The 23,660-nt window shown below is 72.7% G+C and carries 26 protein-coding genes; 16 read left to right on the forward strand and 10 right to left on the reverse strand.

The window, feature by feature from the left end; translation table 11 throughout:
* Positions 1 to 81 precede the first annotated feature (81 nt).
* The 3 genes from ABZ794_RS20650 to ABZ794_RS20660 all read left to right on the forward strand — a co-directional run bounded on the left by ABZ794_RS20650 (position 82) and on the right by ABZ794_RS20660 (position 1,897).
* Positions 82 to 357: an isoamylase early set domain-containing protein gene (locus tag ABZ794_RS20650; RefSeq protein WP_210787453.1), complete on the forward strand. Its 276-nt coding sequence runs from the start codon at positions 82 to 84 to the stop codon at positions 355 to 357.
* Positions 358 to 465: 108 nt separating this feature from the next.
* Positions 466 to 1,206, forward strand: coding sequence for a lytic polysaccharide monooxygenase (locus tag ABZ794_RS20655; RefSeq protein ID WP_238690912.1), 741 nt, complete (start codon positions 466 to 468; stop codon positions 1,204 to 1,206).
* A gap of 64 nt (positions 1,207 to 1,270) precedes the next feature.
* A complete protein-coding gene (locus ABZ794_RS20660; protein ID WP_210787455.1) occupies positions 1,271 to 1,897 on the forward strand; it encodes a DUF305 domain-containing protein in 627 nt (208 codons plus the stop codon).
* 23 nt (positions 1,898 to 1,920) lie between these two features.
* Here the strand turns inward: ABZ794_RS20660 and msrB are convergent, their stop codons facing one another.
* A complete protein-coding gene (gene msrB, locus ABZ794_RS20665; RefSeq protein ID WP_091400676.1) occupies positions 1,921 to 2,325 on the reverse strand; it encodes a peptide-methionine (R)-S-oxide reductase MsrB in 405 nt (134 codons plus the stop codon).
* 47 nt (positions 2,326 to 2,372) lie between these two features.
* Here msrB and ligD point away from each other — a divergent pair, with 47 nt between their 5' ends.
* The 9 genes from ligD (at position 2,373) to ABZ794_RS20710 (ending at position 12,859) form a co-directional block, all read left to right on the forward strand.
* Entirely contained in the window at positions 2,373 to 3,410 is a 1,038-nt protein-coding gene (ligD, locus tag ABZ794_RS20670; RefSeq protein WP_210787456.1) for a non-homologous end-joining DNA ligase, read from the forward strand.
* A gap of 162 nt (positions 3,411 to 3,572) precedes the next feature.
* Positions 3,573 to 4,187 (forward strand): YdeI/OmpD-associated family protein, encoded by a 615-nt coding sequence (locus tag ABZ794_RS20675; RefSeq protein WP_210787457.1) that lies wholly within the window; start codon positions 3,573 to 3,575, stop codon positions 4,185 to 4,187.
* 106 nt (positions 4,188 to 4,293) lie between these two features.
* Positions 4,294 to 4,728, forward strand: a complete 435-nt coding sequence (locus ABZ794_RS20680; protein ID WP_238690914.1) for a DUF2975 domain-containing protein — start codon at positions 4,294 to 4,296, stop codon at positions 4,726 to 4,728.
* Complete coding sequence (locus ABZ794_RS20685; RefSeq protein WP_030336216.1) at positions 4,728 to 4,943, forward strand: helix-turn-helix transcriptional regulator; 216 nt, start codon at positions 4,728 to 4,730, stop codon at positions 4,941 to 4,943. The genes ABZ794_RS20680 and ABZ794_RS20685 overlap by 1 nt, the downstream gene beginning before the upstream one ends.
* Complete coding sequence (locus ABZ794_RS20690) at positions 4,940 to 5,104, forward strand: hypothetical protein (RefSeq protein WP_210787459.1); 165 nt, start codon at positions 4,940 to 4,942, stop codon at positions 5,102 to 5,104. Before ABZ794_RS20685 ends, ABZ794_RS20690 begins: the two co-directional genes overlap by 4 nt.
* 130 nt (positions 5,105 to 5,234) lie before the next feature.
* Positions 5,235 to 8,420 (forward strand): ABC transporter permease, encoded by a 3,186-nt coding sequence (locus ABZ794_RS20695; protein ID WP_357517020.1) that lies wholly within the window; start codon positions 5,235 to 5,237, stop codon positions 8,418 to 8,420.
* Entirely contained in the window at positions 8,417 to 11,125 is a 2,709-nt protein-coding gene (locus tag ABZ794_RS20700) for an FtsX-like permease family protein (RefSeq protein WP_238690916.1), read from the forward strand. Before ABZ794_RS20695 ends, ABZ794_RS20700 begins: the two co-directional genes overlap by 4 nt.
* 1 nt (position 11,126) lies before the next feature.
* Positions 11,127 to 12,122 carry an ABC transporter ATP-binding protein gene (locus ABZ794_RS20705; protein ID WP_210783117.1) on the forward strand — a complete coding sequence of 332 codons (996 nt, stop codon included), beginning with the start codon at positions 11,127 to 11,129 and terminating at the stop codon, positions 12,120 to 12,122.
* 11 nt (positions 12,123 to 12,133) lie between these two features.
* Complete coding sequence (locus ABZ794_RS20710) at positions 12,134 to 12,859, forward strand: ABC transporter ATP-binding protein (RefSeq protein ID WP_210783249.1); 726 nt, start codon at positions 12,134 to 12,136, stop codon at positions 12,857 to 12,859.
* A gap of 227 nt (positions 12,860 to 13,086) precedes the next feature.
* Here ABZ794_RS20710 and ABZ794_RS20715 read toward each other — a convergent pair whose 3' ends face one another.
* On the reverse strand, positions 13,087 to 13,539 hold the full coding sequence (locus ABZ794_RS20715; protein ID WP_357517022.1) for a GNAT family N-acetyltransferase: 453 nt from the start codon (positions 13,537 to 13,539) through the stop codon (positions 13,087 to 13,089).
* A gap of 74 nt (positions 13,540 to 13,613) precedes the next feature.
* Here ABZ794_RS20715 and ABZ794_RS20720 point away from each other — a divergent pair, with 74 nt between their 5' ends.
* Positions 13,614 to 14,126 carry an ion channel gene (locus ABZ794_RS20720; RefSeq protein ID WP_238690918.1) on the forward strand — a complete coding sequence of 171 codons (513 nt, stop codon included), beginning with the start codon at positions 13,614 to 13,616 and terminating at the stop codon, positions 14,124 to 14,126.
* Here ABZ794_RS20720 and ABZ794_RS20725 read toward each other — a convergent pair.
* Together ABZ794_RS20725 and ABZ794_RS20730 are read right to left on the reverse strand one after the other, a co-directional pair.
* Positions 14,053 to 15,624, reverse strand: coding sequence for an alpha/beta hydrolase (locus tag ABZ794_RS20725; protein ID WP_210783252.1), 1,572 nt, complete (start codon positions 15,622 to 15,624; stop codon positions 14,053 to 14,055). The two genes, ABZ794_RS20720 and ABZ794_RS20725, sit on opposite strands and share 74 nt — an antisense overlap.
* A 58-nt stretch (positions 15,625 to 15,682) precedes the next feature.
* On the reverse strand, positions 15,683 to 16,798 hold the full coding sequence (locus tag ABZ794_RS20730; RefSeq protein WP_238690919.1) for an ATP-dependent DNA ligase: 1,116 nt from the start codon (positions 16,796 to 16,798) through the stop codon (positions 15,683 to 15,685).
* Positions 16,799 to 16,933: 135 nt separating this feature from the next.
* Here ABZ794_RS20730 and ABZ794_RS20735 point away from each other — a divergent pair, with 135 nt between their 5' ends.
* The 3 genes from ABZ794_RS20735 to ABZ794_RS20745 all read left to right on the forward strand — a co-directional run bounded on the left by ABZ794_RS20735 (position 16,934) and on the right by ABZ794_RS20745 (position 18,286).
* Positions 16,934 to 17,146 carry a hypothetical protein gene (locus ABZ794_RS20735; RefSeq protein WP_124858806.1) on the forward strand — a complete coding sequence of 71 codons (213 nt, stop codon included), beginning with the start codon at positions 16,934 to 16,936 and terminating at the stop codon, positions 17,144 to 17,146.
* A 162-nt stretch (positions 17,147 to 17,308) separates the two neighbouring features.
* Positions 17,309 to 17,731, forward strand: coding sequence for an SRPBCC family protein (locus tag ABZ794_RS20740; RefSeq protein WP_210783166.1), 423 nt, complete (start codon positions 17,309 to 17,311; stop codon positions 17,729 to 17,731).
* 51 nt (positions 17,732 to 17,782) lie between these two features.
* Positions 17,783 to 18,286: a DUF1990 domain-containing protein gene (locus ABZ794_RS20745; protein ID WP_210783168.1), complete on the forward strand. Its 504-nt coding sequence runs from the start codon at positions 17,783 to 17,785 to the stop codon at positions 18,284 to 18,286.
* A gap of 20 nt (positions 18,287 to 18,306) precedes the next feature.
* Here the strand turns inward: ABZ794_RS20745 and ABZ794_RS20750 are convergent, their stop codons facing one another.
* The 6 genes from ABZ794_RS20750 to ABZ794_RS20775 form a co-directional block, all read right to left on the reverse strand.
* Positions 18,307 to 19,227, reverse strand: a complete 921-nt coding sequence (locus ABZ794_RS20750) for a DNA-3-methyladenine glycosylase 2 family protein (protein WP_210783170.1) — start codon at positions 19,225 to 19,227, stop codon at positions 18,307 to 18,309.
* Between the two features lie 139 nt (positions 19,228 to 19,366).
* Positions 19,367 to 20,014, reverse strand: coding sequence for a hypothetical protein (locus tag ABZ794_RS20755; protein ID WP_238690922.1), 648 nt, complete (start codon positions 20,012 to 20,014; stop codon positions 19,367 to 19,369).
* Positions 20,015 to 20,217: 203 nt separating this feature from the next.
* Positions 20,218 to 21,000, reverse strand: coding sequence for a zf-HC2 domain-containing protein (locus ABZ794_RS20760; RefSeq protein ID WP_210783174.1), 783 nt, complete (start codon positions 20,998 to 21,000; stop codon positions 20,218 to 20,220).
* The gene (locus tag ABZ794_RS20765) at positions 20,997 to 21,689 is read right to left on the reverse strand and encodes a sigma-70 family RNA polymerase sigma factor (RefSeq protein ID WP_091400696.1); all 693 of its coding nucleotides are present in this window, start codon (positions 21,687 to 21,689) and stop codon (positions 20,997 to 20,999) included. The genes ABZ794_RS20760 and ABZ794_RS20765 overlap by 4 nt, the downstream gene beginning before the upstream one ends.
* A 125-nt stretch (positions 21,690 to 21,814) precedes the next feature.
* Positions 21,815 to 22,672 carry a fused MFS/spermidine synthase gene (locus ABZ794_RS20770; RefSeq protein ID WP_357517027.1) on the reverse strand — a complete coding sequence of 286 codons (858 nt, stop codon included), beginning with the start codon at positions 22,670 to 22,672 and terminating at the stop codon, positions 21,815 to 21,817.
* A gap of 18 nt (positions 22,673 to 22,690) precedes the next feature.
* Positions 22,691 to 23,650: a hypothetical protein gene (locus ABZ794_RS20775; protein WP_238690924.1), complete on the reverse strand. Its 960-nt coding sequence runs from the start codon at positions 23,648 to 23,650 to the stop codon at positions 22,691 to 22,693.
* Between the last annotated feature and the right edge of the window lie 10 nt (positions 23,651 to 23,660).

The following is a 23,660-nucleotide window of genomic DNA, read 5'->3' on the forward strand; positions in this document are numbered from 1 at the left end:
TCTGGCCACGGTGGCGGCGTGTCGGCGTCGGCGTGTTGCCCGTTATGCCTGGTGAACCGCCGCAACCCCCGGAGGATCACCGTGATCAAGCGCAACAGGCTCTTCGGCAACCAGACCCGGGTCACCTTCTGTCTGCCCCGCGACGTCCCGCCCGGCCCGGTGAGCGTCGTCGGCTCCTTCAACGGCTGGCAGCCGGGTCGACACGAGTTGGTGGCCCGTCGCGACGGCACCAGGACGGTGACAGTGAAGCTGCCGCCGGGGGAGTACCGGTTCCGGTACCTCGGCGCCGGCGGCGTCTGGTTGGACGACGAGTCGGCCGACCAGGTCGACGACCGGGGCAGCCTGCTCCGGCTCTGAGAAGAAAACTGCCGCCATCGATGGATTTATCGATGAGAGTCTTTACTGTTAACAATGTTTAAATTACCTTGGGGGCACCTCACCGGACCTGGAGAAGGAGCTGCCCCCATGCGTCGAAGAATCACCGTCCCGCTGGTGGCGGCGGGCGCCGTCGCCGCCACCCTCACCGTCGCCGCCCCCGCGCAGGCGCACGGCTACGTCTCCGCCCCACCGAGCCGGCAGGCGCTCTGCGCGCAGGGCCGGGTGCCCGACTGCGGGCAGATCAAGTACGAGCCGCAGAGCGTCGAAGGGCCCAAGGGCCTGCGCAGCTGCAACGCCGGAATCGCCCAGTTCGCCGTCCTCAACGACGACGGTCGGGGCTGGCCGGCCACCTCGGTGGGCAGCTCGCTGACCTTCACCTGGGTGAACACCGCCCGGCACGCCACCAGCAACTGGGAGTACTGGATCGGCAACACCCGGGTCGGCGTCGTCAACGGCAACGGCCAGCAGCCGGGCGCCACCGTGTCGCACAACGTCAATCTCGGCGGCTTCTCCGGCCGGCAGAAGATCCTCGCGGTGTGGAACATCTCCGACACGGCGAACGCCTTCTACTCCTGCGTCGACGTGCAGATCGGCGGCGGAGGATCGAACCCGACGCCCACCCCCACCACCTCACCCACCCCACGGCCCACCCCGACCACCACGCCGACCACTCCGCCCGCGCCGGGCGGCAGCTGGACGACGGGCCGGGCGTACCAGGTCGGCGACCAGGTCACCTACGGCGGAGCGACGTACCGCTGCCGGCAGGCGCACACCGCGATCCCGGGCTGGGAGCCGCCGAACGTGCCGGCGCTCTGGCTCCAGGTCTGACCGCACGGGTGCGGCCTCCTGGTCGCACCCGTGTCGCCGCCCTCGCGTGAACGGAGCAACCGGCATGTCCCGCCGTACCCCGCTGGCGTCCCTCGTTGCGGCCCTGCTGCTCACCGGAGCCTGCGCCGGACCGCCCACGTCGACCCCGTCGGCCCTGCCGCAGCCGGCCCCCGCGTCCCCGGCCGGCTCGGCGGCGGCCGGGGACGCGGCGGCCGGCTCCGGGGGCGTCGGGTCCGCGACCGAGGCGGACGCGATGAGCGGGATCGACGTGGTGTTCCTGAGCACCATGGTCGGGCACAGCGAACGCACCCTGCAGATCGTCCGGCTGGCCCGGGACCGGGTGCGCGACGACGCGCTGCGCACCCTGGCCGCCGCCGTCGAGGCGACCGAGGCCGACGAACTGGCCGCCATGCGCGGCTGGTTGCCCACGACCGGGCCGGGTGCCAGCGCGGCCGCACACCACGACGGGCACGGCGACGACGCCGCGCTCGACCGGCTGCGGACCGCGCCGGACGCGGACGTCGACCGAGTGCTGCGCGACGTGCTCGCCGACCACCAGCGATCGGCCGCCGACCTGGCCCGATCCCACGTCGGCGTCGGCCGCAACGAGCGGGTCCGCGACCTGGCCCGGCGGATCGAACAGTCCCGGACCGCCGAGGTCGAGTTGCTCAGGGGTACGGGTACGCCCTGAGCACTGTCACGCCGTCACGCGGGTCAGCGGGGTTCCAGCTTGATGGAGACCGAGTTGACGCAGTGCCGGGTGTCCTTGGGCGTGAAGCCCTCGCCGTGGAAGACGTGCCCGAGGTGACTGTCGCAGCGGGCGCAGCGGATCTCCGTACGGGCCATGCCGAGGGTGCGGTCCTCGATTTCCTTGACCCGGCCCGGGATGGCGTCGTCGAAGCTCGGCCAGCCGCAGTGCGAGTCGAATTTCGTGTCGCTGGAGAACAGCTCCAGCCCGCAGGCGCGACAGTGGTAGACCCCCTGGGTCTTCGTGTCCACGTACTCGCCCGTCCATGGGCGTTCGGTGCCGGCCTCCCGTAGAACGTGGAACTCCTCGGGGGTCAGTCGGACCCGCCACTCTTCGTCGGTACGGGGCAGCTCGTTGTCGTCAAGACTCACCCGTCAACGGTACGTCGAACGTCGGGGGCGTGGCATAAGGTCGCGGGATGGGTGGCACCAAGGCTGCGGCCGCAGAGGTCGAGGTGGCCGGGCACACCGTCCGGCTGAGCAGTCCGGATCGGGTGATCTTCCCGCAGCGGGGGTTCACCAAGGCGGACGTCTTCCACTACTACCTCGCGGTGGGCGACGGGATCATGCGCGCCCTGCGGGACCGACCGACCACCCTGCAACGCTTCCCCGAGGGCGTCGAAGGCGAGGCGTTCTTCCAGAAGCGGGTGCCCACCCGGGGGGTGCCGCCCTGGGTGACGACCGCGCAGATCACCTTCCCGAGCGGTCGGAACGCGGCCGAGCTCTGCCCGACCGATCTGGCGCACGTGGCCTGGGCGGCGCAGATGGGCACCATCGTCTTCCACCCGTGGCCCGTGCGGGCCGCCGACGTCGACCGCCCCGACGAGCTGCGCATCGACCTGGACCCGCAGCCCGGCACCGACTTCGCCGACGCCGCGCGGGCCGCCGGCCAGGTCCGCGCGCTCCTCGACGAGCTGGGCGCGACCGGCTGGCCGAAGACCTCCGGCGGCCGGGGTGTGCACGTCTACCTGCGCATCCAACCCCGCTGGACGTTCACCGAGGTGCGCCGGGCCACCATCGCGCTGGCCCGGGAGGTGGAGCGCCGCAACCCCGACCTGGTCACCACCGCCTGGTGGAAGGAGGAGCGCGGCCGCCGGGTCTTCGTCGACTTCAACCAGATGGCGCGGGACCGCACCATCGCCTGCGCGTACTCGCTGCGGGCCAACGCGCGGGCCACCGTCTCGACCCCGGTCACCTGGGACGAGCTACCCGACGTCGACCCGGACGACTTCGACCTGCGCACCGTGCCGGCCCGGCTCGCCGAGCGAGGTGATCCGCACGCCGGCATCGACGACGCACCGTGGGACATCACCCCGCTGTTGGAGTGGGCCGAGCGGGACGCCGCCGCCGGCCAGGGCGACCTGCCGTACCCGCCGGACCACCCGAAGATGCCCGGCGAACCCAAGCGGGTGCAGCCGAGCCGAGCCAAGCGCACCCCTGGCGACGAGAGCGCCTGAGCGCCGAGCCATCTGTGCTCGCCGAGCATCACAGGCACGACCCCGGGTCCACCGCCGTGCCGATGATCGCGAACAGCATTCGGCGGAACGTGTCGACGCGTCGGTCTGGCCCGGGCCGACCAGCGGAGCCGCGGTGTCGGCGCCAGCGGTTAGCCTGCCGTCATGGCGAGCACCGAGCTGGATGAGTTGATCGTCGCGGACGCCGACGCCCTGCGCGCGTGGTTGTCGGCCAACCACGCCACGTCGCCCGGCGTCTGGCTCGCCCTGACCAGGAAGGGTGGCACGGTCACGACGCTGACCTGGCAACAGGCGGTCGACGAGGGTCTGTGCGTCGGCTGGATCGACGGGCAGGCGCGCAAGCGGGATGAGGAGTCGTCCTGGATCCGGTTCACCCCGCGTCGGCCCCGCAGTTCCTGGTCCCAGCGCAACGTCGGGCACGTGGCCCGGCTGGAGGAGCAGGGGCGGATGTTGCCGGCCGGCCGTGCCGCCGTGGACGCCGCGAAGGCGGACGGGCGGTGGGCGGCCGCCTACGCCCCGCCGTCGGAGGCGGAGGTGCCGGCCGACCTGCTCGCCGCCATCGCCGCCGAGCCCGCCGCCCAGGCCATGCTCGACGTGCTCACCAAGGCCAACCGGTTCGCTCTCATCCATCGCCTCAATGCCGTCAAGCGGGCGGAGACCCGCGAGCGCAAGATCGGCGAATTCGTCGCCATGCTGGCCCGTCACGAGACGTTCCATCCCCAGAAGGCAAGGCCGGCACCCGGGCCGACGTCGTCGTGAGCGGGCGCCAACGTCCCGGTGACCGATTGACTTTCGATAGCTAACGAGCGAAACTCGATGCATGGTTACGGAGCATCGAGCGGTTGCCGCTCTCAGAGTTTTCCTCGTGGTGCTGTTCGGGGTCCTGGTCCTGTTTCAGACCTTCTCCCTGCCCGGACAGTTCGCCCACATGGCCGCGGAATCGCCGCAGGACGCCTACCTCCGGTGGCCGGCCACCGTCGTGGCGGTGTTCTGGGTGCTGTGCGTCCAGGTCGTCATCGTCGCGACCTGGAAGTTGCTCAGCCTGGTCAAGAGTGACCGCATCTTCACCGAAGCGTCCCTGAGGTGGGTGGACGCGATCGTGTGGGCCATCGCCGCCGCGTGGGTGGTGCTCGTGGGTGTCTTCCTCTACGTGGGGTTCAACGCGGACGACCCGGGGCTGCCGCTGTTGCTGTTCCTGCTGACGGTGGGAGTCAGCGTGCTGGGGCTCCTCATGGTGGTGATGCGGGCGCTGTTGCGGCAGGCCACCACCCTGCGGACCGACATGGAAGCGGTGATCTGATGCCCATCGTCGTCCGCATCGACGTGGAGTTGGCCAAGCGCAAGATGAGCGTCGGCGAGTTCGCCGAGCGCGTCGGGCTCACCCCCGCCAACGTGGCGGTGCTGAAGAACGGCCGCGCCAAGGCGGTCCGCTTCAGCACCCTCGAAGCGATGTGCCGAGTGCTCGACTGCCAACCCGGAGACCTGCTGGAGTGGGTCGAGGAGGAAACCCCATGAAGTACGTCCTGACCGTCGTCGCCGTTCTCGTGGTCGCCCTCGGCGTCGCCGGAATCGTGCACGGGGAGGCCGACGACTCGCCGGGCCTTCAACTCCTGGGCGTCGTGCTCGTACTCGGCGCTGTGGTGTTCGGCATCCGCAACCTCCGCGGCGGCAGTTAGCCGCCCAGGCGCGCTGGCCGGCCCGAGCTGACCCCTCCCGTAATAACGATCATGTAACGGGCGCGAACCTTTCCCGGTAGGTGGCCTGTCTTGATGGTCGTCGGCCCGCCAGGGCCAGGGGAGGCGTCGGATGAAGCTGGTGTGGAGGCGGGCCCGCGAGGCGCGAGGGTTGCTGGTCGCGGCGGTGATCGCTGCCCTCGTCGCCGTCGCGTTGGTCACTGGGCTGTCCGACTACAACCGTCGGGCGGTGGACGCCGGGCAGCGCGCACTGGTCGCCGCCTCGCCCGCCGAGGAGCGCGGCCTTCTGGTCAGTGGTTCGGGTGGGCGGGACGCGGCCGAGTTCGCAACCCGGGACAAGGCGGTCCGAGCCGAGTTCGCCACCGGGCTCGGCGGCGTCCCGGTCAGTGTCACCGCCGCCCGCTACGGCACCGGCCGGGAACTGACCGGCGACCTCGGGCAGATCCCGCGTACGGCCGACGAACCGGTCTTCGCGAACCTCGCCACGTTCACCGACCTCGCCAGCCACGCGGAGCTGACCAGCGGAGCCTGGCCCGCCCCCGGAGCGAACCCCGTCCAGGTGAGCCTGCCCGAGCGGGTCGCCGGCACCCTCGGCCTGACCGTCGGCGAACGCGTCCCGGTGCGCGACCGGGCCACCGAACGACGCGGGGAACTGGTGCTCGCCGGCACCTGGCGGCCCCGCGACCCGGCGGACGCGTACTGGCTGCTGGCCCCCGGCGTGGGGACGGGCAGCGCCGGTTCCGGCACCTCGTACGGGCCGTTCACGCTCGACCCGGCCGACTTCGCGGCCACCTTCCCGGGCTCGGTGTCGGCGTCCTGGCTGGCCCAACCGGACCTCGGCGCCGTCGACACCGCCGACCTGCCCGCCGTTCGGAAAGCCCTCACCGAGGCGGTCACGGCCGTGCCCGAGGCCGCCCAACTGGGCAGCTCCGGGCAGACGGCGACCAAGATGCCGCAGTTGCTGGACCGCATCGGCCGCGCCGACCTGGTGGGTCGCTCGTCGCTGGCCACCCCGCTGCTGCTCATCCTGGTGCTCGCCGGGTACGCGCTGGTGCTGGTCGCCGCGCTGCTGCACGAGGACCGCCGCCCACAGACCGCGCTGCTGCGCGCCCGCGGCGCCGCCCGTCGGCAGTTGGCCGGCCTGGCCGCCCGTGAGGCGACCCTGGTGGTCGCCCCGGCCGCCGTGCTCGGTCCACTGATCGCCGGTGAGGCGCTGCGGTACATCCGACCCGGCGGGTCGGGTGACCTCTACACCGCCGGAGGCAACACCACACTGGTCTGGGCGGCGGCAGCGGCCACCGCGGCCGGCTGCCTCGTCGCCATGGTCCTTCCGACGCTGCGTGGCGCCGGGACGTACGTCGCCGACATGGCGGCCCGATCCCGGCCGAACCGGGCCGCGAGCGTCCAACGTGCCAGCGTCGACCTGGTGCTCGTGGCGCTCGCCGTGCTCGCCTGGGTGCAGCTACGCCGGTACGCCTCCCCGCTGGCCGGCTCGGGTGGTCAGCTCGGGCTCGACCCGCTGCTGGTCGCCGCCCCGACGCTCGGCGTGCTGGCCGGTGCCGTACTGGCGTTGCGGGTGCTCCCGCCGCTCACCCGGTTCGCGGAGCGGTTCGTCGACCGACGTCCCTGGACCGCCACCATGTTCGGCATGTGGCAGGCCGGCCGGCGTCCCCACGCCGGCCCGGTGCTGCTGCTCGCCCTCGCCGTCGGCGGCAGCACCCTGGCCTGGTCGCTGATCAGCACCGGCGAGCGGTCCCAGGTCGAGCAGGCCGGCCACACTGTCGGCGCCGACCTCCGGGTGACCGAACGGACCGGAGGCGCCCCCCCGAACCGGGCCGGTGAACTCGCCGCGCTGCCGAGCGTGGACCGGGTACTGCCGGCGTGGCGCGACGAGATCCGGGTCGGACGGGAGAACCTGCCGGCGACCGTGATCGGTGTCGACCCGGCCAGCGCCCCGGGCGTCGTCCGGCTCGCCGACCGCCTCGGCGACGGATCGGCGTCGGAGCAGTACCAGCGCATGATCGATGAGCGCGGGGCCCCCGCCGGTGTCGAACTGCCCGCCGGGGCGCGTGAGATCACCGGCACGGTCCGTACCCCGGTGAGCAACGCCGCCCGGTCGCTGAAGGTCGCGGTGACGCTGCTGGTCACCACCCCCGACGGGCTTGCCCTGCGGCTGCCGGCGGCCAACGCCGACGGTGACGGCCGGGCCACCCGGTTCTCCGTACAACTGCCCGACCTGGGCGGTGCGCGACTGCGGCTGGCCGGGTTCGAAGCCGACGGCGGGCTGGCGGCCGGCAACGCCTACCGACTCCAGTTGGACGGGTTGGCGGTGGTCAACGGCGACGGCACGACCCGACCCGCCGAGCTGAGCGGCGACTGGGCGCTGACGGCCCCCGGCGTGAAGTCCACGCCGGTGCAGACCACCGGGGCCGGGTTCGCGGCGGTCCACGCCGTGGAGGTGATTCCCGGCGGGCAGTTCGCGTACCAGCCGCCCACCCGGTTCGCTGTCGTGGCGGGCGGAGACAACAAGCCCGTACCGGTGTTGATGACCTCCGGGGTCCGCAACGCGCTGAGCCTGCGCGTCGGCGACACCGTCGACCTGACCCTGTCCGGGGCGACGCTGCCGGTGCACCTGGTCGGCGAGCTGGACGCCGTGCCGGCCACCACCGGCGAAGGCGTCCTGCTGGACCTGCCGGCCGCTGTCGACGCGATGATCCGGAGCAGCGGCGCGGTGCGACCCGTACCGGAATGGTGGGTCGGCGCCGCCGACGCGAACGCCGCCGCCCAGGCTGTCAGCGCGCTCCCGGGCGTCACAGTGCTCAACCGGGAGGCGGCCATCGAGGCGGCCGCCGACGACCCGTATTGGCGCGGCTCGCGTACCGGCATGCTGGCCGCCGCGCTCGGCGCGGTGCTGCTCGCCCTCGTCGGCCTGATGGTGGACGTGTGGGCCACCGCCCGGCGTCGGCTCGGCGAGTTCGCGGTCCTGCACACCCTCGGCGCCACGCCCCGGCTGATGGCCCGGGCGCTGCTGGCCGAACAGACGTTCCTCGCCGGCATCGGCGTGGGCGTCGGGCTGTTACTCGGCACCGCGGTCGGCGCGACGATGGCCCCACTGGTCATCCTCACCCCGGCCGCCGGCCGGCCGACACCCCCGGCGGCGTTCGTGCTGCCCTGGGTGCCGATCGGTCTGACCGCTGTCGGTCTGCTGCTGGCGGCGCTCGCCTTCAGCGCGTTCATCGCCACCGGCATCCGTCAGCGGGTGGCGGCGGTACAGCTGCGAATCGGGGGAGAACGATGAGCGTCGGGGCGGCCGTCCGGCGGGTCCGGGCGTACGGGGGGCAGTTCCTGCTGCTGGCGGTGCTGACCCTGGTGGTCACGCTGCTGATCAGTGGAGTGCCCCGGCTGGTCAACCGGCTCGCCGAACAGGGGCTGCGAGCACAACTCAACAGCGAGCCGGCCGCCCGCCGGGACATCTCGTACACCACCAGCCTTGAGCCCGCGACGTCGCGGCGGACGGCGATGGGCGACGCCGCCGAACGGTTCGACGCCCTGGCCGCGGAGATGCCGCCGCCGGTGCGAACGGCTGTGACCGAGCGGTGGTACAGCGTCGAGACCGCCGAGGCCCGCGTGGTCGGACCGGACCTGGCGGCCCGCAACCTGCTGGTCGACATGGGCCTGCGGGCCATGCCCGACATACAGGGCGCCAGCACCCTCGTCGAGGGGGCGTGGCCGAGCGAGACCTACGTTCCCGACCGGCCGATCGAGGTGGCGCTCGACGTCGACGTGGCCCGCAAGCTCAACCTGCGCGCCGGCAGCCAACTGCGCATCGGCAATACCGATGACAAGGGCAGACTCATCAACGGTGTGCCGCTGGTGGTGACCGGGCTGTTCCGCCCCGTCGACCGCGCCAACGGCATCTGGGACGGGCTCCCACAGCTGCTGCGGATCATCGAACCGCAGGGTGACGGCCAGCCGTTCGTCATCGTCGGCGTCGTCGCGCAGTCGCCCCTCAACAAGCGGGCCGCGGAGGGCTGGCCGATCCAGTCCAACTGGCGGTACCGACTGGGCGTCGACCGGATCGACGCCCGCGAGCTGGACAAGATGATCGACGGCCTTCAGGTGATGCAGCGCAACCAGCCGGCGGGGATCACCCTGACCCAGGGCGCCGACGTTCCGTTGCGCGCGTTCGCCGCCCAGATGGACGCCGTCCGGACCCTGCTCGCGGTGATCGCGGCTGGCGTCCTGGCCACCCTGGCGGGGCTCATCGTGCTCGCGGCCAGCCTCGCCATCAGACGACGTCGCTCGGAGTTCGCGCTGTTGCGCGCCCGGGGCGGCGGGGCCACCGCCGGCGCCCGGCGTAGCCTCGCCGAGTCGGTACTGGTGGTGCCGGTCGCCGCCGTGCTGGGCTGGTGGCTGGGCACCCTGTTCCCCGGTGCCCCGGACCCGACCACGCCGTACGTCGTCGGCGTGACCGTGCTGGTCACGCTGGCACTGCCGTTGGCGACGCTGGCCGTACCGGCCGGCGGAGCGGGGCGCCGGGACCTGATCCGGGTGCGGCCGTCGGCCCGTCGGCTCACCGTCGAGGTCTCCCTGCTGCTCCTGGCCGGGCTCGCCGCGGTGCTGCTGCGTCGGCGTGGCCTGACCCTCGGCGAGGTGGACCCGCTGCTCGTGTCGGTGCCGGTGCTCCTCGCGGTCGCGGCGGCGGTGCTGGCGCTGCGCGCGTACCCCTGGCCGTTGTTGCTGGTCAGCCGGCTTGCCGCGCGGACCCGGGGCAGCGTGGCCTTCCTCGGCACGGCCCGCGCCGGCCGCGCGGCGGTCGCCGCCCCGCTGGTCGTGGTGGTGCTGGCGATCGGCACCGCGGCGTTCTGCGCGGTCGTGGCCGCCGGCGTCGACGCGAGCCGGGAACGGGCCGCCGCGCAAATCGTGCCCGCCGACGCGGTGATCCGCGGGGAGCGCTTCGCACCCGACACCATCGACGAGCTGGGCCGTCTGCCGGGGGTCCGGGCCGTCACCCGGGTGTTGTACGAGGACGATGAGCGGTTGGCGTCCGACGCTGTCGGCACCGACGCCTTCATCGGGCAGACGGACGTGCTGCTGGTCGACGGCCCGGGGTTGGACAAGGTGGCCCGCGATTCCCAGGTGGACCTGTCGATTCCGGCCGCGCTGCGCACCGCCGGGCCCGGCCCGTTGCCGCTGCCGGCGATCGTCTCACCGGCGGTCGCCGCCGACCTGGCCAAGGCCGGGCTGGACGACTCCGCCTTCATCTCCGTGCAGGGCCAGCGGTACGAGTTCCGGGTGGCCGGCACGGAGGACGGTTTCCCGATGCTGGCGGCGAACGCCAGCCGGTTCGTGATCCTGCCCTGGCAGGCCCTGCCGACGCGTACCACCACACCCGTGCCGACCAGCCTGCTGATCGCCGGGGACTCGCTGGACGCCGAGGCGCTGCGCGTCGCCGGCGACCAGGGGCAGGAGCGCTACCAGCGGGACGGCACTGTCACCGGTCGGGAACGGATCATCGGGGTCACCGTCGACACCCGGGCGGACGTCCGCCGGGATCTCGGCGAGGGCGGGGCGAACGGGGTGCTGGCCTTCGGATTCGTGGCCGGCGCCGCCGGGGGCACAGTGCTCGGGCTGTTGGCCATCGCGTTCACCGTGTTGGCCGGCGCGCGGGCCCGGGGCCAGGTGCTGTCCCGGCTGCGCACCCTCGGCCTGTCCCGCCGGCAGTGGCGAGGGCTGCTGCTGGTCGAGTTGACCCCGCTGGTCGCGGTGTCGGTGCTGACCGGCGCGCTGGTCGGTGCGGTGCTGCCCCTGCTGCTCAACCCGGTGCTCGGCCTGTCCGCGTTCACCAGTGGCGTGCCGGTCCGGGTGGCTTTCGAGCCCAGCCTGGTCGCCGCGGTGCTCGCGCTCGGGGCGGTCGCCCTCGGCTTCGCGGTCGCCGTCGAAGCCCTGAACAACCGCCGGTTGCGCCTCGGAGAGGTGCTTCGGCTCGGAGAGGAGAGCTGAGATGACCGCTACCGCCCAGACTCCACTGGTGCCTGACCTGGCCGCCCTGCAACAGCGGGCAGCGCAACGCGCCGCCGAGCGGGCCGGCGGGCAGGACCGCCTACGCGGGCACATCGTCTGCGACGGCCTGGTGCGCATCTTCAAGACCGAGGGGGTGGAGGTGGTCGCCCTGCAGGGGCTCGACCTGGTCATCGACCGGGGTGAGCTGGTGGCGATCGTCGGTGCCTCCGGTTCGGGCAAGTCGACCCTGCTCAACATCCTCTCCGGCCTGGACACCCCGACCGCCGGGATCGCCCGGGTGGCCGACTACGACCTGCTCTCGCTCTCCGCGAAGCGACGGCTGAGCTACCGCCGGCAGTTGGTCGGGTTCGTCTGGCAGCAGACCGGCCGCAACCTGCTGCCGTACCTCAGCGCGCTGGAGAACGTCGAGCTGCCGATGCAGTTGGCCGGCAAGCGCAGCGGCAAGGCCCGCCGGGAGCGGGCCCGGGAACTGCTCGACCTGGTCGGTGTGGGCTACTGCGCAGACCGGCGCCCGGGGCAGCTCAGCGGCGGCGAACAGCAACGGGTCGCGGTGGCGGTGGCGGTGGCCAACGACCCGGAGGTGCTCTTCGCCGACGAGCCGACCGGTGAGCTGGACGAGGCGACCGGCGCGGAGGTCTTCGCGGCGCTGCGCACCATCAACGCGGAACTGGGCGTGACCATCGTGGTCGTCACCCACGACCACGCCGTGGCCACACAGGTCCGCCGGACCGTCGCGATCCGCGACGGCCGGACCGCCTCCGAGGTACGCCGGACCGCGCGGATCGACGCGGACGGCAACACCGAACTGGTCAGCGAGGAGTACGCGGTGCTGGACCGCAACGGTCGGATGCAGCTGCCCGCCGCGTTCGTCGACGCGCTCTCGCTGAAGGAGCGGGTCCGGCTCGACCTGGAGCCGGACCATGTGCAGGTACGGCCCGGCAACCGGGCCTCGGACGAGCGGGGGGCGCGGGCATGAGCCGGCAGAACATGGTGGTGACCGGCGCGGCCGGCTTCGGCGGTGCACCCTCGGTGCACCCCGACGAGGTGGTCCGGGTCAGTGGGGTCAGCCGGACCTTCGGTCGTGGTGAGCACGCCGTGCACGCCGTGCGGGACGTGTCGTTCACTGCCAACCGGGGCGAGTTGGTCGCCATCCGAGGTCGGTCCGGGGCCGGCAAGACCACTCTGCTGAACCTGATCGGCGGGCTGGACCGGCCGGACACCGGCCAGGTGGTGGTGGCCGGGCACGAGGTCACCTCGGCCGGGGAGGCGGAGCTGCTGCGGCTGCGCCGGGGCACCGTCGGGTTCGTGTTCCAGACCTTCGGGCTGGTGCCGATCCTCTCCGCCGCCGAGAACGTGGGCGTGCCGTTGCGGCTGGCGCAGGTGCCGGCCGCGCAGCGGGAGGAGCGCGTGGCGGTGCTGCTGGAACTGGTCGGCCTGGGCGGGCACGCCGCGCAGCGCCCGTACGAGCTTTCCGGTGGCCAGCAGCAGCGGGTCGCGGTGGCCCGTGCGTTGGCCAACGAGCCGGACCTGCTCATCGCCGACGAACCAACCGGTCAGCTCGACTCGGAGACCGGCCGATCCATCATGGACCTGCTGCGCGCGGTGGTGCACGCCCGCGGCATGACGGCCCTGGTGGCCACGCACGACCCGGCCCTGATCGACCTCGCCGACCGGGTGCTCGTCCTGCGCGACGGCCGCCTGGTCGACGGCTGACCCCGCCGGAGGGCGGGCTGTCGACGGTGCCCCGCGACGGCCGGAGCCTACAACTGTGACGTAGGGCGCCGGCTCCCTTCGGGACGCTGGGCGGCCGATGGCGGTCCGCGCTCGCTTTGGAGCTGATGTCGTGAACGAATCGCCGGACGGGTGACTCGTCTGCGACATCAGCTCCAAAGCGTCCGTCCAGCAGTAGCGGAGGCCGCCCGAGACGTCAGCGCCGCTGGTCAGAGTGCGAGCTTCATGCCCTCGTGGCTGGCCGTGAAGCCAAGGCCCAGGTAGAAGCGGTGCGCGTCCTCGCGGGTCTTGTCGGTGGTGAGCTGCACCAGCGCGCAGCCACGCTGGCGAGCCTGGTCGATGGCCCAGGTCATCAGCTCCCGGCCCAGCCCCTGACCACGCTGGTCGGAGCGGACCCGGACCGACTCGATCAGGGACCGTTCGGCGCCGTGCCGACCGAGGCCGGGGATGTAGGTGATCTGCAGGCAGCCGACCATCACGCCATCCTGCTCGGCCACGATGAGCTGGTTGCGCGGATCGGCGCTGATGTCCGCGAACGCCCTCTCGTAGGCCTCGTCGACCTCGGTGAAGTCGCGGGCCTTGCCCAGGACGTCGTCGGCGAGCAGGGCGATGACGGCGGGCAGGTCAGCCCGGACCGCCTCCCGGTAGGTCACGTCGCTCATGCCGGTGATCCTGGCACAGCGAAACCGGCGAATGGGCCTGTGCCGGTTGCGGGCAGCGGGCAGCATGGGGCGGCATGGAGCTAGTGCTACTGCCGTTCCGCTGGGTGTACCAGGCGTTGGTGTGGTTCGCCAACTCGCCCCGCACGCTGATCACCTCGTACCTGTTGATGATCGTGGTCGCCGGGGTCATCTACGGGGAGGTCGAGCAGCGCAGCCCGGCCGACGCCGTCTGGTGGGCTGTGGTGACCGCCTCCACCGTCGGATACGGCGACATCTCGCCGACCACCTGGGCGGGCCGCACACTGGCCGCGCTGCTCATCTCGACAATGGTGCTGCTGGTCATCCCGCTGATCACCGCGCACTTCGCGAGCCGGCTCATCGTCGACGACAACGCCTTCGAGCATGAGGAGCAGGAGCAGCTCAAGGCCGACGTGCGCCGGATGCGGGCGCTGCTGGAGGAGTTGGCCGCCCGGCAGGGGATCGATCTGCCCCCACTGCCGCCGACCCAGCCGGTCAGCGGGCCGGGCAGCGCTGCCCCTCCGGTGGCACCGTCAGGTCGATCAGGTACGCGTCGACGGCGTTGGTGATGCAGGACGTCTGCGGGTAGGCGGTGTGTCCCTCGCCCTCCCAGGTGAGCACCCGACCGACACCCAGCATCGAGGCGAGCCGCGGGGTCTGCTCGTACGGTGTCGCCGGGTCGCCGGTGGTGCCCACCACCACGATCGGCGGTGCGCCGTTCGCCTTCCCGGTCGGGTACGGGTCACGCCCGCCCGGCCATTCGACGCAGCTCAGCATGCCGACCGCCAACGCCGGCCCGAACAGCGGGTATTTTCCGCGCCACTCGGACTGCAACCGCCGGATCTGCTCCCGGCTCGGCTTCTCCGTCTCGTCGGCGCAGTTGATGGCCAGGTTGGCGTCGAACAGGTTCGAGTAGTGGCCGTCGTCCTCCCGGCCGGCGTACGCGTCGGCGAGTCGGAACACGTCCTTCGGGTCGCCCTCGGCAAGCTTGTCGATCGCCTGGGCCAGCTCCTGCCAGCCTGATTCGGTGTAGAGCGAGGAGATGACGGCGTAGAACACCCAGCCGGCGGTGGCCTCCCGCCCGTCGTCGCCGCGTACCGGGGAGACCTTGGCCTTGTCGATGGCCGAGGTGACAGCGGCGCGGGCGTCCGGGGCGATCGGGCAGCGGCCGGCGTTCGCCGCGCACCAGCGGGTGAAGTTGGAGAAGGCCCGTTCGAAGCCGCGGGCCTGGCTCTCCGAGCCCTCGACCAGTCGCTGCTGCGGGTCGACAGCGCCGTCGAGCACCAGCGCCCGCACCCGCTGCGGGTAGAGCTGGGCGTACGTGGCGCCGAGCAGGGTGCCGTACGAGTAGCCCAGGTAGGTGAGCTTGTCGTCGCCCACGGCGGCGCGTACCGCGTCCATGTCGCGGGCGGCCTGCTCGGTGCCGTACAGCGGCAACTGGTCGCCGTAGCGGTCGCCGCAGCCGCGCCCGATCCGCTGGCTCAGGCCGACGAAGCCGTCGAATGCCGACTGGCTCGTCGGGTCCGGGTCGAAACCGAAGCTGGCGTCCAGGTCGGCGTCGGAGATGCACTTGACCGGGCTGGACCGGGAGACCCCGCGCGGGTCGAAGCCGACGATGTCGAAGCGCTCGGTGATCGAGGCGGGCAGCCCGCCGAACTGGGAGCCGAAGGAGAGGTAGACGGCGGTGTCGACACCGGAACCGCCCGGACCGCCCGGGTTGATCACCAAGGAGCCCACCCGGTCGCGCTGCTTGGTGGACCGGGCGCGCAGCAGGGCGATCTCGAAGGTCTGCCCGGCGCCCGGGCCGGCGCTCGCCCCGCCGCCGGTTCCCCAGTCACGGGGCACCGCGATCCGGGTGCACTCGTAGCGCATGTTCGGTGCGCTCCGCCCGACCAACTCGTCGGGCACCTCCGGGCAGGGCCGCCAGTTCGGTGCGCTGCCGGTCGGGGCGGCCGCGCCCTCCACCTCGGTGCGCGGCGCGAACGCCGGCAGCGTGCAACCGGCGGTGAGCAGCGCGGCGACGACGAAGGCGGCCAGAGTGCGACGGACCCGGCGGCTGGACGCCATCCGAGGCTGGTCGGCGGTGCGGGTCACGTGGTCCTCCGGAATCGGGTCGACGGCCAGGCTACGCCGAGCCGGTGGCGGCTCGGTCCACGGTGGCCGCCGGGTCGCCGCGCAACACCTGGTCCACGTCGAAGCGGATCGGCCGGTCGAGCTGGTCGTAGCGGCAGGATCGGGGGTCGCGGTCCGGGCGCCACCGAACGAACTGCGCGGTGTGCCGGAACCGCTCGCCCTCCATGGCGTCGTAGCCCACCTCGACCACCAACTCGGGGCGCACCGGCTCCCACTCCAGGTTCTTCGTGCCGGTCCACCGGCTGACCCCACCGGGGATGCGTTGGCCACGCTCGTGGTCGCCGTGCACCCACGGGTGCTCGCCGCCGGTGTCCCGATAGGGCGCCAACTCGTCGAGCAACTCGGCGCGGCGGGTCATGCTGAACGACGCGCTCACGCCCACGTGGTGCAGGACCCCGGCGTCGTCGTACAGGCCGAGCAGCAGCGAGCCCACCACTGGGCCGGACTTGTGCCAGCGGAAGCCGGCCACCACCGCGTCCGCGGTGCGGGCATGCTTGACCTTGAACATCAGTCGCTTGCCCGGCTCGTACGGCAGGTCGGCCGGCTTGACGATCAAACCGTCCAGCCCGGCGCCCTCGAAGACGTCGAACCAGCGCCGCGCGGTGTCCGGGTCGGTGGTGACCTGGGTGACGTGCACCGGCGGGCGCACCCCGGCCAGCGCCTCGACCAGCCGCTCCCGGCGGCGCGGGTAGGGCTGGTCGAGCAGGGCCTCGTCACCGATCGCCAGCAGGTCGAACGCGACGAAGTCGGCCGGGGTGGTCTCGGCCAGCATCTTCACCCGGGACGCGGCCGGGTGGACGCGCTGGGCCAGCAGCTCGAAATCCAGCCGGGGCTGGCCGCTCGGCCCGTCGCGTCGAATCACGATCAACTCCCCGTCGACAGCGCAGCGCTCCGGCAACTGCCGGCGGGCCTGCTCGACCACCTCGGGGAAGTAGCGGGTCATCGACTTGCCGCCCCGGCTGGCCAACTCGACCTCGTCGCCGTCGCGGAACACGATGCACCGGAACCCGTCCCACTTGGGCTCGTAGGTCACCCCGGGCGTGGTGGGCAGCTTGGGAACGCTCTTGGCCAGCATCGGCTCGACCGGAGGGTTGATCGGCAGGTCCACGCCGACCAGTCAATCAGACGGTGCCGACAGTCGTGAGGCAGATCACCGTGGATGGCGGGGCGGCGTGTCGCCCTCCGCGTCGCTCGTCCCCACCGGGCGAATCGAACAACCCCAGGTCAGAGCTACTTTCGCGAGGTGTCCGAGTGGGTCTGTGACTGCTGCGGGCGGTGGCGGGTGAGCGTCGAGCTGATCCGGGGCCGCTACCGCTTCCGGCTGACCCGCCGCTACCCGGAGCGGTTCGGCGGCGGCCGGAACGTGCTCGGCGAGGTCGGCTCGGTGCCCGAGCTGGAGGAGCTGTTGCGTCGGCGTACCCCGCTCACCCTGGCCGACCTGCGCGAGGCCGCCTGATCGGCGCGGGCGGCGTCGTGCGGCCGGGAACTACCGGGTGCCGGGCCCGGGTGCCTCCACTGAGGAGGGACGGACGGCGCTGAACGCCGGTGTCACAATGCTCCCGGCGGCCTCGTCTGCACCCGTGGCGGTGCCGAGCGGCGCCGCGGGGGAGGGGACACCATGCGGTTCGAGGCCGATACCGAGATCGCCGCGGATGCCGAGCAGGTCTGGGCGGTGCTTGTCGACGTGCCCCGCTGGCCCGAGTGGACGGACTCGGCGACCCGGGCCGAGCGGGGGGAGCCGGGGCCGCTGACCGTCGGCGCTACCGCACGACTGACCCAGCCGAAGCTGCGGCCGGCGGTCTGGCGGGTCACCGAGCTGACCGAGCGGCGGGAGTTCGTCTGGGTCTCCGACGCGCCGGGTGTGCGGACCACCGCAGAGCACCGGCTGCTGCCGCTGCCCGACGGGCGTACCCGCGTCGAGTTGGCCTTCAGCCAGTCCGGCCCGCTGGCCGGCCTGATCGGCTGGCTGTACGGCGGACGGTTCCGCCGCTATGTGCGGATGGAGGCCGACGGGCTCAGGCGTCGCTGCGAGCGGGGCTGACCGCGCCGGTCGTACCCTGACCCGTGTCCGGTCGAGGTCGAGGGGGCAACGGTGGCCGAGCTGACGTACCCGGAGGTGGGGTCGACCCGGCACGGGCCGCTGCCCGGCGGGTACCACCACCTGCGCCACCGGTATCCGTTGCCCGGCGGCTGCTTCGAGACCGCCGCCGACGCGGTGCTGAGCTGGCGGCTGCACCGCGCCGCCGGCGTCCGGATCCGCACCGACGCGCCGAGAGCCACCGCCGGTGTGCTGGTGACCTCCGGCCTCGGTGTCGGCCCGGCCCGCGTCTGGGGGCCGTGCCAGGTGGTCTGGAGTGCGGACTCGCCCACGCTCGCCGGTTTCGGCTACGGCACCCTGCCCGGGCACCCGGAGCGGGGCGAGGAGGCGTTCGAGGTCGTCCGTGACGACAGCGGCGCGGTCTGGTTCGAGGTCCGCGCGTTCAGCCTGCCGGACCGCTGGTTCACCCGCGTCGGAGGCCCGGCGGTCCGGGCCGTGCAGCACACGTACGCCTGGTGGCTCGGCCGCACCCTGCGTCGGCTCTGTGCGGGTCGCTGAACACCTGGCGCCGGAGCGACTCAGAACCGGGCGAACGAGCGGATCGGGGCGCGCGGGCCGTACTTCGGTGCCCGGATGCCGGCCGCCTCCAGCAGCAGACACACCCGGCCCCGGTGGCCTCGGAACGGCTCCAGCAGGGCCATCATCCGGCCGTCGTCGCCCCTCGGTTCGCCGGCGAGCGCCCAGGCCACGGTGTTCGGGATGTGGTAGTCGCCCACGCTGACCGCGTCCGGGTCGCCGTACGCGATCCGGACCACCTCGGCGGCCGTCCACGGCCCGATGCCGGGGATCGCGGTCAGCCGGCGGGTGGCGTCGGCGGCGTCGGTGCTGCGCTCCAGGCGGTCGGCGAGCGCCGCGGCGCGACGGAGCGTGTCGGCTCGGCGCTGCTCGACCCCGAACGGGTGGAACACCCAGTACGGGGCCGCGGCGACGGTGGCTGCCTCGGGCGGCAGGAGCAGCGGCTGTAACGGGCCGGGAGCCGGCTCCCGGAAGTGCCGCACCATCGCCGAGTACGCCCGGTAGGCCTCCTTGCCGGTGACCTTCTGCTCGAAGACCGCGCGCAGCAGTCGGGGGAAGACCTCCCCGGTGGCGGGCATCCGGAGGCCCCGGTGCTCCCGGGCCAGCCGGGCGACCAGCGGGTGCGCCGCGGCCAGTTCGGTGAAGCCGGTCAGGTCGTCGCGCAGCCCGGCGATCGCGTCGGCGCGGGCGAGGACGTGCTCCGCGCCGGGGCCGTACCCCTCCGCGAGCAACTCGCCGCCAGTCGGTCGCAGCGCGAGCGTGGCCGGACCGTCCGGGGTGCGGGTGGCCCACCAGAAGGTGCCGGCCGCCACCCGGGCGCACGGATCGTACGGGCTGAAGGTGAGCGCGCGGACCGAGGCGGACAGCCGGTAGCCGACCGGCGGGCGCAGCACCCTGGTCGCGGCGGGTTCGGTAGCGGTCACCCCGCCACTCTGCCAGGTCACCGTGGGGGCTGGCGACCGCCGTACCGGTCCGGCCTGGGAACCCACCCCGGACACGACGGTGGCCGGTCGCGCCCTCCCCGGCGACGACCGACCACCGTGCCCTCGTGGGCGACCAGGCTCAGTACGAGTAGCCCGCGCCGCCGGCGTCGTTCGAGCCGCTGTCCGCCGGCGGTGCGACCGCCTTCGGCGTGCCCTTGGGCAGGCAGCTCAGGTTCTTCTTGCCGTCCGGCTGGACCACGAACCAGGTGCCACCGACGGCCTGGCCCTTCCACTGGCCGGGCTTCTTGTCACCGATGTAGCGGTAGACCGGCCAGCCAGCGATGGTGAGCTGACGGGTGCCGTCCTGCCGGGTCACGCTGCCGACCTTGTCGTCCGAGACGCCGGTGAGCTCCGGGTTGCCGTCGGTCAGTGCCGGGGGCCACACCTCGGCGCACTTGTCGACGCAGTTCGACGACGGCGGGTCGGCGGTGTCCTTGTCGAAGCGGTACAGGATCCAGCCGTCCTGGTCGGTGACCACCTTGCCCATCCGGGCGACACTCTTACCGACCAACTTCTCCGTCAGGTCGACGTCCGCGGGCGGGGCGTCGGCGGCGGGCGCCTCCGCGGAAGCCGATGCCTCAGGTTCAACCGTCGCGGTGGGCTCGGCCGCGGCGACGGCGACCGGCTCGGCCGCGCTCGAGTTCGCCCCGTCGTAACCCGCGGGAGCGCAGGCCGTTAGTGCGACCATCGCGCTCGCGACGATGACGGTCCGCTTCATCTGTGCCACGTGCCCTCCTCATTCTTGACAGTTCACCCATAGGTACGGCGGGCAGGCTGTCAAGGTTGAAGTAGTAACAGTGGTCAATTTCACGTAAACCGATTGAACCGTTTCCGGCCGCCATGCGTACGCCCCCGCGAGGGATCCTGCGCCCAACGACAGATCGGCGCCGGTCATTGTCACAATGACCGGCGCCGATGCGGTAGGCACTCTTACATGGGTACGGTGACCAGCGGACTCGCCACGCCGTTGGCATCCACCGACTGCACCTGGAGCTGCTTGATGTCCTTCGGTAGAGCCGACGTCGAGGCGCTCAGCTCAAGACCCTGCGGCCGGGTGTTGGTGCCATAGCCGCCCTCCGGCACCGACCAGGTCGAGATGACCTCGGTGGTGGCGTTCTTGCGTACCACCACCAGTCGGCAGATACGTGGGCCGGGCAGCTTCCGCAGGCTGAAATTGATCCGGGTGCCATAGTCCTTGGTCACCAGGAACATGGTGGTCTGCACACCGGTGGTCGGGTCGGTCGCCTCGACCTGGTCGCCCTCCACCTCGGTGCCGCCCACACCCGGGCCGCTCGGCGCGGCCGTCGGCACGCTCGTCGGCGGGTCGTTCGGCGCGCTCGGCGTCGACTCGGCGAGCACCCCCGGCGCTTGCCCGTTGCCGGTCACGCTGACGAAGCCGTACCCGGTCAGACCGCCGAAGACCACCACCGCGGCGGCCGTCGCGAGCATGTGACGAAACCGGGTACGCCGCCGGTCGGCCCGGACCGCGCCGAGCGTCCGGTCCAGCAGGGCCGGGTCGGTCGCCGTCTGCTCCAGCGCCATCATCGTCTCGCCGTCGATGTCGGACAGCAGCCCGACCACCGGCACCATCGTCTCCAACTCGGCCGCGCACGCCCAGCAGGTGGCGAGATGCTCCTCGAACCGCTCAGTGTCCTGCTCGTCGAGCACACCGAGCGCGTACGCCGCGACGTCCATGTGGTCCGGCCGGCTCATTCTGTCACCCCCCGCTCCTGCAGAGCCGTGCGCAGCGCGCGCAGCGCGTAGTAGACCCTCGACTTGGCGGTGCCGAGCGGCAGGCCCAACTCCTCGGCGGCCTCCGGCACCGTCCGCCCCCGGAAGTACGTCGAGATCAGAATCTCCCGGTGCGACTGACTGAGCGTCCGCAGCGCGTCCGCCACCGTCATGGTCCGCAGCACCCGGTCGGTGCTGTCCGCCTCGGCGAACGCGGTGAGGTCCCGGTCGTACGTCTCCGGCGGCCGGGCCTCCTGGCTGCGGTGCTCGTCGATGGCGATGCGGCGGGCCACAGTGACCAGCCACGGCCGCAGCGAACCCTGCCCCTGGGTGCCCAGACGGTGCGCGTTGCGCCAGGCCCGCAGCAGCGTCTCCTGGACGATGTCCTCCGCGCGCTGCCGGTCCCCCCCGGTGAGGCGCATGACGAACATCAGCAACGGGCCGGCGTGCTCGGCATAGAGCTGACGGATCAACTGGTCGGAGTGGCTGGCCTCGGTCGTCGTCGCCTGATGGCGCCCGGGCGCCGGTCGCGGCGTCACCGGACCATTCTGGCGAGGCGTCGCCCGCGCGTCGACCCCCCGGGCAGACGAGGTTGACCGTGACGAGGGCCGCGCCGACAACCAGTCAGCGCGTACCGCGTCGCCATGCCAACCGGCCGCCACCGCGTGCATGCAGACCTCCGGGATGTCCGTGACCAACGCCGGCCCACGAGGTGGGCCGCCCGGTGGTACGCAGCGCCGACCCCAGCGGATCAACGAACGACGAAAAAACTTCCCCGCCGCTGTCGAGTGGACGGTCAGCGGCGAACCGAGAACAGCCCCGGCGGTGGCGGATCGGAGCCGGTCGCGTCGGTGTCCCGCACCACCTGCGCGCCACCGACGAAACGGTCCAGGTCGTCGCCGGCCACCACCCGGCCGGGGAACCAGTCGCCGGCAGCGCGTCTGGTCAGCTCCGGCACCGGTGGTGTGGACCGCCCGGCGACCAGCACCAGATTGCCGTACCGGCGCCCCCGCAGCACCGCCGCGTCCCCGACCAGACAGGCCTGCGGCAGCACCGAACGGACAGTGGCTACCTGCCCACGGGCGTGCCGCAGCGGCGGACCGTCGGCCAGGTTCGCCAGGTACCAACCGCCGGGGCGAAGCACCCGGGCCACCTCGGCCGCGTACTCCACCGACGTGAGGTGGGCCGGCGTACGCGCACCGGCGAACACGTCGGCGACCACCACGTCGTAGCTGGCCTCCCGGGTGGACGCCAGCACCGCCCGGGCGTCCTCCACCCGTACCCGCAAACGGGCGTCGGACGGCCACGGCAGCGCCCGTCGAACCAGTTCCACCAGCGCACCGTCCACCTCGGACACCCGCTGGGTAGACAGGGGTCGGGTGGCGGAGACGTACCGGGGCAGGGTCAGCGCGCCGCCACCCAGATGCAGCACCCGCAGCGGCGCACCGGCCGGTGCGATCAGATCCACGGCGGCGGCCAACCGTCGCACGTACTCGAACTCGAGGTGAGTGGGGTCATTCAGGTCGACGTGCGACTGCGGCGCGCCGTCCAGCAGCAGCGTCCACGAGCCGGCCCGGTCCGGGTCCGGCACCAACTCCGCCAGCCCGGTGTCCACCTGCTCGACCACCCGGTCACCCGCCCGTTTACGCCCCACCGGAACCAGTATCCGCGCTCATCGGGCGGCGCGGGCCGCGGCGGTCAACGCACGGTGCAGCAGCCGGGAGTCGCCGAGCAGGGCCCGCAGTCGGCGCTCCAGGCCGGCGATCGGGATCAGGTTCTGCGGGGCCCGCGGATCCTTGTACGGGGTGGAAGCGAAGCGGGGCAGGGTCACCAGGGACAGGTCGGCCAGCTCGATCGCCGCCTCGACGGGCAGGTCGGCGGAGCACTCCACCCGAACGACGCCCGCCCACGGCGCGCCGATCGCCACCGGCAGCCGCAAATACCACGACCAACCACCCCAGGCGGTGCCGAGCCGGAACACCGGGGACCGCTCACCCGACGCCATACCCGTCACCACAGCGGTCAGCCGGGCATCCAGGTACTGACTGTGCTGCGTCTTGATGTAGCCCAGGGTGCGCGGCAACTGCCGACGACTGCGCAGCGGGCCGTCCACCACCAACAGGTCACCGTCGACCCGGGCGGCGTCGGACACCGCCACCTCCAACGCGGTCAGCGGGCCCTGCACGGCGGCCGGCAACTTCGCCAGCTCACCGGTGCCACCCACCCGGTGCACCGGGTAACGGATGGCTCCCGCCACCACGTCCTGCGCCGACGGGCTCGCCGTGAACAGGCCCCGACCGACCCGGGTGCCCGCCAACTGCGCCGCACCCCGCCCCAGGTCACACCGGACGACCCCGGCCGCGTACGAGGCGGCCAATCCGGGGAACGACAGGCCGTCGGTCTCCGCCGTCCAGATGCTCGCGTCGATGCGGCGAACCCCGTCGACAAGCAACACCACGTCGGGCGCCCGCACCCCGGGGCGTACCCCGATCGCCCGCCAGTCCACGGCGGGCACCTCCACGTCCGCGTCGACCTGCGCGCTGCTCGGCGCGGCCGGCCCGGCGGCGGACGCCTCGAACGACGCCCCGTACGCCGGATCCCACGAATCCACGAAGAACGCGGCGTCACTCACCGGCCGGACC

The sequence above is a fragment of the Micromonospora sp. NPDC047187 genome (genome assembly GCF_040643355.1).
In the GTDB taxonomy this organism is placed as follows: Bacteria; Actinomycetota; Actinomycetes; order Mycobacteriales; family Micromonosporaceae; genus Micromonospora; species Micromonospora salmantinae.

What these genes read in the sequence shown, in the direction of transcription:
- ABZ794_RS20655 (WP_238690912.1), top strand. Translation starts at nt 466, where the DNA reads ATGCGTCGAAGAATCACCGTCCCGCTGGTGGCGGCGGGCGCCGTCGCC.
- ABZ794_RS20660 (WP_210787455.1), top strand. Translation starts at nt 1,271, where the DNA reads ATGTCCCGCCGTACCCCGCTGGCGTCCCTCGTTGCGGCCCTGCTGCTC.
- ligD (WP_210787456.1), top strand. Translation starts at nt 2,373, where the DNA reads ATGGGTGGCACCAAGGCTGCGGCCGCAGAGGTCGAGGTGGCCGGGCAC.
- ABZ794_RS20675 (WP_210787457.1), top strand. Translation starts at nt 3,573, where the DNA reads ATGGCGAGCACCGAGCTGGATGAGTTGATCGTCGCGGACGCCGACGCC.
- ABZ794_RS20685 (WP_030336216.1), top strand. Translation starts at nt 4,728, where the DNA reads ATGCCCATCGTCGTCCGCATCGACGTGGAGTTGGCCAAGCGCAAGATG.
- ABZ794_RS20690 (WP_210787459.1), top strand. Translation starts at nt 4,940, where the DNA reads ATGAAGTACGTCCTGACCGTCGTCGCCGTTCTCGTGGTCGCCCTCGGC.
- ABZ794_RS20695 (WP_357517020.1), top strand. Translation starts at nt 5,235, where the DNA reads ATGAAGCTGGTGTGGAGGCGGGCCCGCGAGGCGCGAGGGTTGCTGGTC.
- ABZ794_RS20700 (WP_238690916.1), top strand. Translation starts at nt 8,417, where the DNA reads ATGAGCGTCGGGGCGGCCGTCCGGCGGGTCCGGGCGTACGGGGGGCAG.
- ABZ794_RS20705 (WP_210783117.1), top strand. Translation starts at nt 11,127, where the DNA reads ATGACCGCTACCGCCCAGACTCCACTGGTGCCTGACCTGGCCGCCCTG.
- ABZ794_RS20710 (WP_210783249.1), top strand. Translation starts at nt 12,134, where the DNA reads ATGGTGGTGACCGGCGCGGCCGGCTTCGGCGGTGCACCCTCGGTGCAC.
- ABZ794_RS20715 (WP_357517022.1), bottom strand. Translation starts at nt 13,539, where the DNA reads ATGAGCGACGTGACCTACCGGGAGGCGGTCCGGGCTGACCTGCCCGCC.
- ABZ794_RS20720 (WP_238690918.1), top strand. Translation starts at nt 13,614, where the DNA reads ATGGAGCTAGTGCTACTGCCGTTCCGCTGGGTGTACCAGGCGTTGGTG.
- ABZ794_RS20725 (WP_210783252.1), bottom strand. Translation starts at nt 15,624, where the DNA reads ATGGCGTCCAGCCGCCGGGTCCGTCGCACTCTGGCCGCCTTCGTCGTC.
- ABZ794_RS20740 (WP_210783166.1), top strand. Translation starts at nt 17,309, where the DNA reads ATGCGGTTCGAGGCCGATACCGAGATCGCCGCGGATGCCGAGCAGGTC.
- ABZ794_RS20760 (WP_210783174.1), bottom strand. Translation starts at nt 21,000, where the DNA reads ATGAGCCGGCCGGACCACATGGACGTCGCGGCGTACGCGCTCGGTGTG.
- ABZ794_RS20765 (WP_091400696.1), bottom strand. Translation starts at nt 21,689, where the DNA reads ATGCACGCGGTGGCGGCCGGTTGGCATGGCGACGCGGTACGCGCTGAC.